This is a genomic window from Pseudomonas sp. NPDC088368 (genome assembly GCF_044753445.1).
In the GTDB taxonomy this organism is placed as follows: domain Bacteria; phylum Pseudomonadota; class Gammaproteobacteria; order Pseudomonadales; family Pseudomonadaceae; genus Aquipseudomonas; species Aquipseudomonas bambusae.
Window position 1 is genome coordinate 40,941 of sequence record NZ_JBIVNG010000002.1, and the last position, 12,196, is coordinate 53,136.

The 12,196-nt window shown below is 54.9% G+C and carries 10 protein-coding genes and 1 pseudogene; 9 read left to right on the top strand and 2 right to left on the bottom strand.

The window, feature by feature from the left end; genetic code table 11:
• The first annotated feature begins 475 nt into the window (after window positions 1-475).
• The gene (locus tag ACIQAL_RS03615) at window positions 476-694 is read left to right on the top strand and encodes a hypothetical protein (RefSeq protein WP_401142513.1); all 219 of its coding nucleotides are present in this window, start codon (window positions 476-478) and stop codon (window positions 692-694) included.
• 135 nt (window positions 695-829) lie between these two features.
• Here ACIQAL_RS03615 and ACIQAL_RS03620 read toward each other — a convergent pair whose 3' ends face one another.
• Window positions 830-2,257 (bottom strand): restriction endonuclease, encoded by a 1,428-nt coding sequence (locus ACIQAL_RS03620; protein ID WP_401142516.1) that lies wholly within the window; start codon window positions 2,255-2,257, stop codon window positions 830-832.
• A 289-nt stretch (window positions 2,258-2,546) separates the two neighbouring features.
• Window positions 2,547-3,548 (bottom strand): AraC family transcriptional regulator, encoded by a 1,002-nt coding sequence (locus ACIQAL_RS03625; protein WP_401142519.1) that lies wholly within the window; start codon window positions 3,546-3,548, stop codon window positions 2,547-2,549.
• Between the two features lie 22 nt (window positions 3,549-3,570).
• Between ACIQAL_RS03625 and ACIQAL_RS03630 the strand changes: the two genes are divergently transcribed.
• From ACIQAL_RS03630 to ACIQAL_RS03665, 8 genes and pseudogenes are all read left to right on the top strand, one after another.
• A complete protein-coding gene (locus tag ACIQAL_RS03630) occupies window positions 3,571-4,365 on the top strand; it encodes an alpha/beta fold hydrolase (RefSeq protein ID WP_401142522.1) in 795 nt (264 codons plus the stop codon).
• A 147-nt stretch (window positions 4,366-4,512) separates the two neighbouring features.
• Window positions 4,513-5,013, top strand: a complete 501-nt coding sequence (locus ACIQAL_RS03635) for a DUF302 domain-containing protein (RefSeq protein WP_401142525.1) — start codon at window positions 4,513-4,515, stop codon at window positions 5,011-5,013.
• 474 nt (window positions 5,014-5,487) lie between these two features.
• The gene (locus ACIQAL_RS03640) at window positions 5,488-5,820 is read left to right on the top strand and encodes a hypothetical protein (protein ID WP_401142528.1); all 333 of its coding nucleotides are present in this window, start codon (window positions 5,488-5,490) and stop codon (window positions 5,818-5,820) included.
• Between the two features lie 803 nt (window positions 5,821-6,623).
• Entirely contained in the window at window positions 6,624-7,166 is a 543-nt protein-coding gene (locus ACIQAL_RS03645) for a winged helix-turn-helix transcriptional regulator (RefSeq protein ID WP_401142530.1), read from the top strand.
• Window positions 7,167-7,172: 6 nt separating this feature from the next.
• Window positions 7,173-8,336, top strand: coding sequence for an HlyD family secretion protein (locus ACIQAL_RS03650; RefSeq protein ID WP_401142532.1), 1,164 nt, complete (start codon window positions 7,173-7,175; stop codon window positions 8,334-8,336).
• On the top strand, window positions 8,333-9,946 hold the full coding sequence (locus ACIQAL_RS03655; protein ID WP_401142534.1) for a DHA2 family efflux MFS transporter permease subunit: 1,614 nt from the start codon (window positions 8,333-8,335) through the stop codon (window positions 9,944-9,946). The genes ACIQAL_RS03650 and ACIQAL_RS03655 overlap by 4 nt, the downstream gene beginning before the upstream one ends.
• 55 nt (window positions 9,947-10,001) lie before the next feature.
• The gene (locus ACIQAL_RS03660) at window positions 10,002-11,483 is read left to right on the top strand and encodes an efflux transporter outer membrane subunit (protein WP_401142537.1); all 1,482 of its coding nucleotides are present in this window, start codon (window positions 10,002-10,004) and stop codon (window positions 11,481-11,483) included.
• Window positions 11,484-11,707: 224 nt separating this feature from the next.
• Window positions 11,708-11,854 (top strand): annotated as a pseudogene (locus ACIQAL_RS03665) (KUP/HAK/KT family potassium transporter); the annotation flags it as partial.
• Window positions 11,855-12,196: the final 342 nt, after the last annotated feature.

A 12,196-nucleotide genomic window follows, 5' to 3' on the forward strand; every position in this document is an offset into this window, starting at 1 on the left:
GAGCACCCAAGGGATTTCAAAAGTTCGTTGGAACCCTTGTCCTTTAGGTGGTGGTTCTAGCAAGCAAATTGAGCGGGAGAAGTCATCACCTGTAGATGACCCCGGTGAGCATTGGTGTGATTGCTAAACAGAACTGATGCTGAAATAGATTGCGGTCAACTCATTGATCGATTGCAAAACATTCTTTAGACGGGGGGCGGGTTTGATGAGGATTGTATTCGGGATTGCGGTTGCGATGCTGGCGGTTTCGTTTGATTGCAACGCTGAATTAACGGTTCGATCGACTGTAGAAATATGTAAGGTCTTGAATGACACACAGCTGCGCGCTGGTGCGTGGGGAGAAACGCAGGATGGGAAAGAGGGGTGCACAAGTCAACCGAGGGCTATCCCCTCTGGATCAGTCAGGGGAGTTCGGATTCTCTATCTTAGCGAAGGTTCAAACTCAATACCTCGACTGGTTAGGTTGATCCTAACCGTGCCTACTCTCGCTGACGAAGAAGCTGGCAAGCGGGAACTTGTGAAAGCCACTAAGAGGCTTGCGGTACGAGTATTGGGCCTGTCAGCACCCCACTTCATCGATGAGGCGATAATTAAGGGAAATCCAGCGAAAATTGAAATTGGTAGTGGGACAGTTACGCTCAACAAAAAAGTGGTCAACAAAAATAGCTACGTGCTCACAATCCTTATGGAGTGACTTGATTTTCGAAGTGATCAGGTCCTGTGATTACATTCGCTACGGCAGCAGCTCAATTGTGTGACATATATCGATCATGGCATGATAAAAACCTACCCGTGCCTAATAGTCGGGTAGTGTTTATAGAAGACCTAATTATTGATTTTTTCCAAAGCCTAATGAGTTAGAGATCGTGGTATTCTCTTCTCCATCCGGGCTCCACAGATCAAGCATAGGTGCAGTGATGCATCGCAGATTTGGGTTGATAACGAGCAACTTCTCCCGGTAGTCCGGATCGAGGTAAGCGATGGAGATTAGGTGGCTGAGAAGAGTTTGGCTATATTCTCTTATGTAATCGAGATCAAAATCGTCAAAATTCGACATAATGTTCGTTAGAGCTACGGCAAGTGAATCTTTTTCATCAAATCTCGCTGCGAGTTCAACAATCGCATATTCTATGGAAAGGAATGGCGTTAGATTTGAAGGGCAATAACACAAGAGAGATGCAAAGTAGCCCCGCTGAGTTGTGTGGCCTTCGCTGGCGATGCTCGCAAAGGTTAGTGCGGACCTATATTGCTTACCTTTGTGATTGTAATCTGAATTTTCCTCGTGTTTTTTTACTACCTCACGCAAGTGGCGTATGTCTGTGATGTCTACTGAAATAAGGCTGTCGGCCTTTGACTCTATAATATTTCTCCCGTAATAATAAACGGCTTCAGCGGACTCTAGATGCCATAGAGACCAAATCCGACATATGCTTTTGAGACCTACTTTGTTTCCGTCCGAGCAAATTTTTTTGATTAGCTCTAGGTTCCAGCTAGGGAATATGACTGCGGACGATACATTGGCATCTAGTACAAAGCTTGGGCGATGGAAAGTGCCGGGGACTGCAATGCAAAACTCTTTGATTCGCTCTATGAAAATCATAGCAAAGACTTTGTCCGTCGCTATTTCATTGGCAAGCGATACAAGATCTTTTGATGCAAGCTCTGCGGCGGTTAAGTTTTTTTTACTGTAGCTAATAAAGGTTGAAATCCCTTTAATTCGTGCTGTTCCGTCCGTGTTGATAACATCATTATTGCTATATTCCGATAGTGGAGAGACGAGGGAGGATGCGATTTTAGAAAAACTTTTGGGGAACCAACGAGATGCTAGAGGCCATCCAGCTGCGGGTCCAGACTGCATAAGCGTTCGTTCAATATCTCTGTTATCAAAGATCTGATACCGAAAACTAGTATTTGAGCTAGCTGTCTGCCTCAACTTCGCCTCCAGACCGGCAGAAGGCTCAGGCGAGTAGAATCCGACAAATTGCTGGCAGCCCCATTGCTGCATGTCCCCTAAAGGCGATCCCTCATCATCGCGACGGACAGACCCGACAAGGTAGTGCTTGCAGCTAATCAACCAACGCTCATCGCCGACTCGAATCACAATATCGGCGCCGCCATCTGCCCCTCGTCCAACCGTCTTCTCTATATCGGCGCCGTAGATCGTTACAAAAAAGTCTTTGGCAAATTTTTCAAAAGCGCTCACATCGGAGGATGGTGCTTTGGACGGTGGAATTTCATAAAAGTCTAGTAGTGGCATATGCGACCTGTAGTACGGAAAATGGCTCAGTTGGCCCGGTCTGGGAGCGGGCCGTGTGAGAATCTGCTTTGATGATTTTGTTGATCATCATAATCGCTCTAAAACTGGTTAAATCTCGGTCTTCTCAGTCTCTGGCTGAGCCAACGCGGTACAAGCGTATCCGCGTCGTTAACATGAAGACTGGCAGAGTAGAATGGTGCTAGGCCTGACTGATTAGCGGCCGCACGAAACACCTGTGAATTAATGTCGCCGGGGAGTAGGGGTCACGTCGAATCTTTCTCTTTAAAGGTCAAGCAGAGCTTTTGGGGACTGATTCACTTGGCGAATACCCAAAGCAAGCTTTATATGCCCTACTAAATGCCGCATCAGATGCGTACCCGACACGCTCAGCTACTTCACTAACTCTCATTGACCCCCCACTCAGCATCTCGGAAGCGAGATGAAGGCGCCAGCGGGTTAAGTAGCGAAGTGGGGCCTCTCCAACAGTTGCAGAAAAGTGGTCAGCAAAGCTCGATCGTGACATTGAGGCAACGCTTGCAAGCTCGGGTACCGTCCAGGCTTTGTAAGGCGCAGCGTGAAGGGCAGCAAGCGCCTGAGCGATTCTGTCGTCACCTAGTCCGGCAATGAAACCAAGACGCCCCGGGGCGGAAGTGGACCAGGTTCTCAGGGCTCGGATGACGAGAAGGTCGATGAGTCGCGAGACCATCAGCTCAGCGCCGGGCTGGATCTGGTTCGCCTCGTGGAGAAGAAAGTGTGAGATTGCCTGTAGCCAAGCAGGCGTTCCGGAAGGTCCCGCCGGTACGTGAATTATTGATGGCAATGAGGCGAGAATTGGTGGGAGCTTTCCCCCGTCAAATCGGAAAAGCCCACCGATATAGTGAGTGTCAGGATAAACCTTAATTGCGGTTTGCGCCGGGGATCGAACGGTCCTCACTTCTTTGGAGTTTTTTGCTGCGAGCGCCTTGGCGAGACTGTGCAAGTTTCCGTGAGGGAGAAGGACGAGATCGCCTTCCTCAACCTCCAGCGGGTCCTCCTGATCATCAGCAACACTGAGCCACATACGTCCAGTTTCTACGAAGTAAAACCGCGATACGCCTTCATTCACCGCCAGTGCATCGTCGCTGAGTGTTCCAGTGAAAACCGTCTCCCCTTTCAGCCGCACCAGTGCCAAGACTTGCGAGAGCACATCTGTTTTTTTGGGTGAGTCGATGCTTCCGGCGTTCGGAGCAAGAGTCACGGCGTTCAGATCATTCTCCCGCATCGGATTGGCTTCTATCTTGGGCAAGTTCAAATTTCCCACCTCAGAGGTTTATATGAAAAAGCTTGCTGCACTCTTAACGCTCTCCGGAATTGCCGTATTCAGCAACGTCTATGCCGATACGAAGCCTACCATCGCGCTGGTCCATGGCGCATTTGAGAACGCTGGGATATGGCAAGGCGTTGAAGCAGGTCTCAAGGCTGACGGCTATCAAGTCATCGTACCGACTCTTCCCGGACGAGTTGGCAATCCTGCGAGCCCCGATAAAGTAAGCCTTAACCTTTATCGAGATACCGTTCTAAAATCCCTCGATGGCGCTAAGACGCCGGTTGTACTCGTTGGACACAGCTTCGGCGGCATCGTGATTTCTGACGTTGCAGAAGCTAAGCCTGCAAAAGTCCGTAGCCTCGTTTATCTGGCTGCATATCTTCCAAAGGATGGCGACTCTCTGCTTTCGCTCGCGACCGCTGACAAGGAAGCCAAAATCGGGCCACAGCTGAATATCGACAAGGAACACGGGATTGCGTCTATTGCACGTAATGCCCGGGCTGATTTGTTCGCTAACGATGGCAGTGAGCAATTGCGCCAGGCAATTCCAGCTCTGATCCTCGACGAGCCGCTGGGCCCACTCGCGACACCGGTCAAACTGACCCCTGCCGCATATGGAGCTGTCCCGAAATTCTATATTCACACCGCCAAAGATCAGGTTGTCAGCCCATGGTTTCAAGCAGGCATGGTTGCTGCGACTCCAGTCAAAAATGAGCTGACGCTCAACACCGGGCACACACCATTCCTTACCGATGTGAGGGGCGTAGTTCACGCAATTGAGCAAGCTGCCAGCACAAAGTGACCTTGTTCAGCCGACGCACCCTTGGTGTGTCGGCCTATTTAGCTACACATCACCAATTAATACCGCAACTCCGAACACTCGTCGAACTTTATATTTCATCCGTAATCCTAAGGTGCTCACCAGCCAGGTTTTTATGAGGTGTCGACGATGATTGCTAAACCAATTGAACTGAGCTTTGAGGGTGTGCGGGTTAACCTTCCGTCCCAGAAAACCTATGACCAACTCCTGTCTTCGTTGCTGGATGACCTCGGGCACTCTCCAGTCGATTTGGACGAGCTTGAGCGAAGCCACGGCTCTTGGGAGAGCTACAGAGGGCAAGCTGAAAGTCTGGCGGGCCCGAGTGGATTCATGCTGTTTGCGCTGGTCGATCATGGAGCTTGGATGGCAAAGGTTGGGTCGTTTTCGCGTTCGATCAGAGTCGTGTTAGGGAATCCAGCCTTAGCCATAACAATGTTGCAGCACGATATAAACGCGGGGCTGTTCGCACCGGTTGAGATGCTGCTGGTAGAAGAGGCCGGCAACAGCCGTCTGATGTACGTCAAGCCTTCGAGCCTGATGGTTGTCGAGCCGAATGCGGAGCTTGAGGTCGCGGCTCAACATCTGGATGAAAAGCTGCTGGCGTTGGCCGTTAAAGTGACGAGTGCATAGGGCGCGGCAACGTAATTCTGGCCGAGAATTCTCGATGTGCTGCCGGTCGCACCTGGAACCGCGTATTTGATTTCGCTATCACCGTCTCGATAGGGGGGCTGCGTTTAACCCCTGCTGCATCCTGCGGCTAACCCGATCGACAACGTCATGGCCCATTCGAGACTTCAAATATGTCGTTGACAGATGGGCCGGGCGAACTGGCGTTGCCGACCGCAACATTAATTCGTCCGTAGAGCCTACAAGCAGCCGTAGCTACCCAGTTAAGCTGCTCCACTTGCAGGACATTGACAGGTTGCTAGCTCCTGAAAATGCGGTCTTCGTTACGGCTTGACCACGAGGCTGTAACTTTAGAACCGACCCAGACTGTGATCGCAATATCTTCGCTGCACCATCCGCCCGAACCGGCGGTGCAGCTCAATCCGACTTCTAGCTGGAAAGCTGCCGAAGTAATCATTCAAACGAGGTCGTCTGAAAATGAGCAACCCATCCCAAGCCCTGCCACCAGTCCCAACTACCAAGATCCTGGCAGTTGGAAGATTCTTGACTCCGCCCACGTTCGAAACGATTAAGTCGCTGATGCCCCAAGAAGTGTCTGAGACGGCGCAGCTCTACCTAGATGGTAAGATTGAACAATGGTTCTCTAGGCAGGATGAAAGCGGGGTGGTCTTCCTGCTCAACGTCGTGGATTTGGAGGAGGCCCACCATTTGCTCGACATCCTTCCTCTGGGGCGAGCGGGGCTGATGGTGTTTGACCTGATTCCGCTGGGTCCCCTGAAGCCGTTGCGATTCCTCCTGAAGCCGACTTGATCAGGGAAAAAACCTGAGTGCGACACCGCCGATCCACTGCAACTCAAGCTTTCCAGTCCTGAATCCAGCCTTCATTAAAAGCAACTCTCTTTCAACCGCGACCGACCACAGGGCGTATCCACCAGCTCTTAGCCAGCGCCGCTAGGTGCATTTTGCTTAGGGCTCCTCTCAATTCTGCCCCAGAAATTCTCCGCTGATTCGGCCGAGCCACAACCGCATCTCTAAGATTCGCCCCTGGGCCTTTTCAGCGAAGCTGGTGGAGAACAGTCCTGAACGTTGGAGCCAGGTTTGACTCCCCATCCTATCTCGTGTCCAGCGCACGTATGTTTATTAACCCCCGACCTGAGTACATGACGGGTTTTCCGTTTGCCATTCTTGTGCAATGCAGGATTATGTCGCAGCTGGGAAGGGTGGCTTTTTACCGCGAGCCTAATCGCCCCAATACCCATGCATTCTGCCGAGCTGTGTTCGGTTCTACACCGCCATCAGCTCCAGCATATTCCTACTTGTGGCGCTTTCCGTAGGCAGCCTAGCCGCCATTCTTAGCTTACGATTTCCTACACGGCCGAACATGACGAATATTCCGCGCATGGACGATTCGACTCGATCAACTCGACTCGGGTCGCGGATCATGCAGGGCTGTCGGCTAAGCTCAATTCCCCCCGCTGTTTTTCTCACCCTCTAGCTCCTAGCTCCTAGCACCGACTATCGCTTTCATAGAGATAGTCACTTGCACAATGATAGTTACTCTTTTAGATTATGACCATAATTCATCAGCAGCCTTTTGCTTTGGAGACCTGGTCTTGAAGAAGAAAAGCTTTGCCAATATGCCTTGCCCCATTGCGCTCAGTCTTGAGCACGTGGGCGACTGGTGGAACATCCTGATCTTGCGCGACCTGTCCTATGGCCTCAGCCGTTTCGACGAGTTTGAAAAGAGTTTGGGCATCGCGCCTAGCACCTTGACCCGTCGCTTGAATGGCCTGATCGAGTCCGGGCTGGTCGAGAAGCGCAGCTACACCGACAAACCCCCACGCTACGACTATGTGCTTACCGAACGCGGTCGTGACTTTCGCCCGGTGGTCCTGATGCTGATGAAGTTCGGCAACAAGCACTTTTCACCAGATGGCACGAAGATCCAGCTTTTTGATGAAACCCAGAACCAGCCAGTTGATTTGATGCTCACCGACGGTAATACCGGCAAACGCATCAACCTCCGAGAACACGGCATGCGCTACATCGGTCCAGCGGGCAGCCTTTCTGCTTGGCGTGTCGAAGCCGGTCGTGCTCGACGAGAGGCCCATGACGACCTCTTACCCACCTCCCACTCACAGCAGATCACCAGGTAATTCACGATGAACAAGCCTCAAACTGTTACCGAGCCCGCCGTTGGCGCCACACCGCAAAAGCCTGCTCGGGGCAAGCGCCTGATTCTGTTGTCGCTGGCCAGTGCCGCTGTGGTCGGTGCGGTCATTTTTGGTTTGCACTGGTGGACAGCCGGCCGTTTTCTGGAGTCCACAGATGACGCGTATGTGGGGGGCGACGTGACCGTGATCGGCCCGAAGGTACCCGGCTACATCACTGAGCTGAAAGTGGTCGACAACCAGTTCGTGCACGCCGGAGATCTGCTGGTGAAGATTGATGATCGCGACTACGTTGCCGCGCTCAACAAAGCCGAAGGCGCTGTCGCTGCCGAAGAAGCGTTGCTCGCCAATCTCGACGCTACAGAGCAGTTGCAACATGCGGTCGTCAGCCAGTCCAAAGCCGGCATTGATGCCGCCAACGCCGAAACCGTGCGCTCTCGCGACGACCAAGTGCGTTATCAAGTTTTGTCCGGTCGCTCAGCTGTTTCCATTGAAAGCTTCCAACGCGCCGACGCTACCTACAAAACCGCCCAGGCTAACGGTGCGAAGGCTCAGGCGTCGATGCTCGCTTCGCAGCGTCAACTGGACGTGATCTCTACTCAGAAACAACAAGCCCGTGCCGCGCTGCAACAGGCCAAAGCCGAACGCGACATGGCCCGCCTAAATGTTGGCTACACCGAATTACGCGCGCCAGTGGATGGCGTGATCGGCAACCGTCGGGCTAGGGTTGGCGCCTACGCCGCAGCAGGTACTCAGTTGATCTCGGTAGTTCCGGCGAAAGGCCTTTGGGTCGACGCCAACTTCAAGGAAGACCAGTTGGCTCATATGCATCCTGGCCAAGCGGTGAACATCGAGGCGGACGTGCTGCCCGGCCAGGTTTTCCACGGCCATTTGGACAGCCTTGCTCCGGCAACTGGCTCGCAGTTCAGCGTGCTGCCGCCGGAAAACGCCACCGGCAACTTCACCAAGATCGTCCAGCGGGTGCCAGTACGGGTGTACCTGGACGGCGAAGACGGCAACCTCGGCAAGCTGCGTCCGGGTCTGTCGGTGGTCGCTGAAGTGGATACGAAAGCTGACGGCCATGAAGAACATACGAACGCCAACGACTCGCAACCAAAAGTCGTCAGCGTTGCTGACGGGAAGACAGCCCCATGAGTGCTGCCACCGCCAATGCCAACACACCCGCTGCAAAACCCAAAGGGCCGGTAGACGCCGCGTCGATGGCCACGGCTGCCAAGGTTTTCGCCTTCGCCAGCATGTGTCTTGGGATGTTCATTGCCTTGCTGGACATTCAGATCGTCTCGGCCTCGCTGCGTGACATTGGTGGTGGGCTTTCGGCCGGCTCCGACGAAACTGCGTGGGTGCAGACCAGCTACCTGATCGCCGAAATTGTGGTGATCCCGTTGTCCGGGTGGCTGGCCCGGGTGTTTTCCACCCGGTGGCTGTTCTGCGCCTCGGCGGTCGGTTTTACCCTTGCAAGCCTGTTGTGCGGCTTGGCCTGGAACATCCAGAGCATGATCGCCTTTCGTGCGCTGCAAGGTTTTCTCGGCGGGTCCATGATCCCGATGGTCTTCACCTCGGCCTTCATGTTCTTCACCGGCAAGCAACGTGTCATCGCAGCCTCCACCATTGGTGCCATCGCCTCGTTGGCGCCCACCTTGGGTCCAGTGATCGGCGGCTGGATCACCGACGTATCGTCATGGCACTGGTTGTTCTACATCAACTTGGTCCCGGGTATCTTCGTCGCCATCGCGGTGCCGATTTTGGTCAACATCGACTCCGCTGACTTGAAGCTGCTCAAGGGGGCCGATTACATCAGCATGGTGTTCCTCGCGCTATTCCTCGGCTGCCTGGAATACACGCTGGAGGAAGGCCCACGCTGGAACTGGTTCAGCGACCAGACCATTCTCACCACCGCGTGGATTTCCGGTCTGTCGGCCATCGCCTTTATTGGCCGCACCCTTATGTCGAAGAACCCGGTGGTCGACCTGCGTGCCCTCAAGGACCGCAATTTCGCCCTCGGTTGTTTCTTCTCGTTCGTCACGGGTATCGGCCTGTTCGCCACCATCTACCTGACGCCGCTGTTCCTGGGCCGTGTCCGGGGCTACAGCGCGCTGGACATCGGCGAAGCGATCTTCTCCACCGGCGTGTTCCAGTTGCTGGCAATCCCGGTCTACGGCTTCCTCGCCAACCGCGTCGATTTGCGCTGGATCATGATGTTCGGCCTGGCGCTGTTCGCCTTGTCGATGTGGGATTTCTCGCCGATCACCCACGACTGGGGCGGCCATGAGCTGCTGCTGCCACAGGCGATTCGTGGTTTCGCCCAGCAAATGGCCGTACCGCCCACCGTGACGCTGACGCTTGGTGGCCTGCACCCTTCGCGCCTCAAACAGGCGTCGGGACTGTTCAACCTGATGCGCAACCTGGGCGGCGCCATTGGCATTGCGGCCTGTGCCACGATCCTCAACGACCGTACCAACCTGCATTTCACGCACTTGGCCGAGCACCTGAACTACAGCAACGAAGCCATGAACAACTGGCTGTCGACGGTCACCGGTAACTTCGCAAGCCTGGGCCAGAACGCGGCCGATGCCAGCAGTTCAGCGCTGCATCAGTTGTGGCTGCTGACCTACCGCGAGGCGCAGACCCAGACCTACGCCGATGCGTTCCTGGCGATCATGGTCTGTTTCATCATCGCCGTGGCCATGGTCCCGCTGATGCGCAAAGTTGCGCCACCGGCTGCGCCGTCCGCTGACGCCCATTGAGATCGCCATGAAAACTTCTTCCCCACTTTCAGCATCACGTTTCGAGGACAGCCCCATGAACACTCTGGCGTCTCGTTTCAAACGGACCGGCATCTTCGCCCTTAGCGCTCTATTCATCGCTCTGGCTGGCTGTACCGTCGGCCCCGACTACAAGCAGCCGGAAAACACCCTGACCGCGACCTACCAGAACCAGAGGCTGTTGCAGCAGCGCGTTGGCGAAACCCCGGCGCCGGCGCTGGACAGCTGGTGGACCGGTTTCAACGACCCGGAACTGACCCGTATCATCCAGCGCGTGCTGGATCAGAATCTGGACCTGGCGAAGTCTTTCGCCCGGGTCGAACAGGCCCGTGCAGTGGCGCAGCAGGCCGGGGCGATTCGCCTGCCCCAGGGCGCGCTGGATGCCAAGGCCGTGCGTCAGCGTCAATCCACAGAGAGTTCTCAAGGCCAGGTCGGCAGCACCTTTCCCGGCTACGACCGCAACCAGACCCTTGAGACCATTGGCGTCGGCGCCAGTTGGGAGGCCGATCTTGCCGGCGGCCTGAAGCGTGGTGAGGAAGCCGCCGTAGACGAAGCGCAGGCTGCGGAAGCGAGTCATGTCGGGGTGCGGATTTCCGTGGCGTCCGAAGCCGCAGATGCCTATTTCCGCATTCGTGGCGCGCAGCAGCGTCTGGCCGTGGCTGAAGATCAGGTGAAGACCCAGAACGGCCTGCTCGACTTGATCAAGGACCGCATGGGTAGTGGCTTGGCCACCAATCGCGAACAGGCCCAGGCCGAGGCGCTGGTGTTGCAAGCACGGGCGACGATTCCACCACTGCGCACCGAACTGGCGACCCAGCTCAACCGTCTTGACGTGCTCATGGGCGCGCAACCTGGCACCTACTCTCAAGAGCTTAAAGGCAGCCCGCAGCAGTACAACGTGCCGACCATCAGCGATTCAGAAGGCCCGGCTGACCTATTGCGCCGTCGTCCGGACGTCATCGCCGCCGAGCGCAAACTGGCGGCCTCTAATGCGCGGATCGGTGCAGCGATTTCCGAGTACTACCCGAAAGTCTCGCTGTCCGGCCTGCTGGGTTTCGACACGGCCCACAGTGGACAGTTGTTCACGTCGTCGGCCTTCCAACCACAAGCGATTCTGGGCCTGCACTGGCGGCTGTTCGATTTCGGTCGCGTGGATGCCGAAGTCGCCCAGGCCAAAGGCGCCAACGCCGAAGCCCTGGCCGAGTACCGTCAGGTGATGTTGAAGGCCACTGAGGATGTCGAGAACGCCATCGTCACGCTGGTGGAGCTGGAGCAGCAACGCGTGGAGGTGAACGCCGAAGTCGCCGCCCATCAGACCGCACGGGATGCGGCGCAGGATGCGTACAAAGGCGGGGCGATCAGTTTGGTGGAAGTGCTCGACGAGGATCGTCAGTTGCTGGTGTCACGAGATCAACTGGCGCAACTGCACGCTAATGATGCGCGGGCTGCGGTGTCGACCTTCCGCGCTCTCGGTGGAGGTTGGCCACAGACCTCGAAGGAGAACATTGTAGGGCGGTAATATCGATCAACCCGTGCTTTTTTGCGTTCAGATACACAGCGCTGAGGTTTGCATTGATTAAAGGGTCTCCGCTCAATTTAAGCGGAGGCCATATCGCCTGACAGTTTTAATTGTACCGCCCAGCAGCACGCTATTTAAAACTCTGACCACGCTCGACATGCATAGCAATGGAGGGCAGGAAAGGTGCCTAAGGTCTTTGAGTGTCCACCCAACTGAGCGCTTTGTCCATCATCGCCTCGCAAGCGGTCATCTCAGGGGCATTCTCGCTGACACGCCAGGCGATCCAGTTGGGCTATATTCCGCGCATGTTCATTCAGCACACATCCAGCCAAGAGCAGGGGCAGATCTACATTGGCACGGTGAACTGGGCGAAGGAGTTACGCGGGCATTGCATTGAGGCTCACCCCGTCAATCCCGGGAAGGCGACCCCTAACGAACGAATCCCCGCGGAGAATCGTCAAAATGCCAAGATCCAGGTGATGGCAGCGGAGACGTTATTATCGATTTCCTACCGGACCTTCTTGCAGAAAATGAACGTCCGTTCGGGTGATTCCTCAGGATCCAATTGATCGCGGATCGATAGTGCTAAAGCCTGTTTGCGGCCCTGACACGCAATCTTCACAGGCGGGAAGAGCGAACGCTATGCCCAAGCTGTGAAATGTTGCACGCCGAAAAATAGACATTTTTGACGCAAAGCCAAATATTCATATTTA

Bases quoted from the DNA above. Each gene is read 5' to 3' on its own strand.
- ACIQAL_RS03620 (WP_401142516.1), bottom strand. From the start codon at position 2,257: ATGCCACTACTAGACTTTTATGAAATTCCACCGTCCAAAGCACCATCC.
- ACIQAL_RS03630 (WP_401142522.1), top strand. From the start codon at position 3,571: ATGAAAAAGCTTGCTGCACTCTTAACGCTCTCCGGAATTGCCGTATTC.
- ACIQAL_RS03635 (WP_401142525.1), top strand. From the start codon at position 4,513: ATGATTGCTAAACCAATTGAACTGAGCTTTGAGGGTGTGCGGGTTAAC.
- ACIQAL_RS03640 (WP_401142528.1), top strand. From the start codon at position 5,488: ATGAGCAACCCATCCCAAGCCCTGCCACCAGTCCCAACTACCAAGATC.
- ACIQAL_RS03650 (WP_401142532.1), top strand. From the start codon at position 7,173: ATGAACAAGCCTCAAACTGTTACCGAGCCCGCCGTTGGCGCCACACCG.
- ACIQAL_RS03655 (WP_401142534.1), top strand. From the start codon at position 8,333: ATGAGTGCTGCCACCGCCAATGCCAACACACCCGCTGCAAAACCCAAA.
- ACIQAL_RS03660 (WP_401142537.1), top strand. From the start codon at position 10,002: ATGAACACTCTGGCGTCTCGTTTCAAACGGACCGGCATCTTCGCCCTT.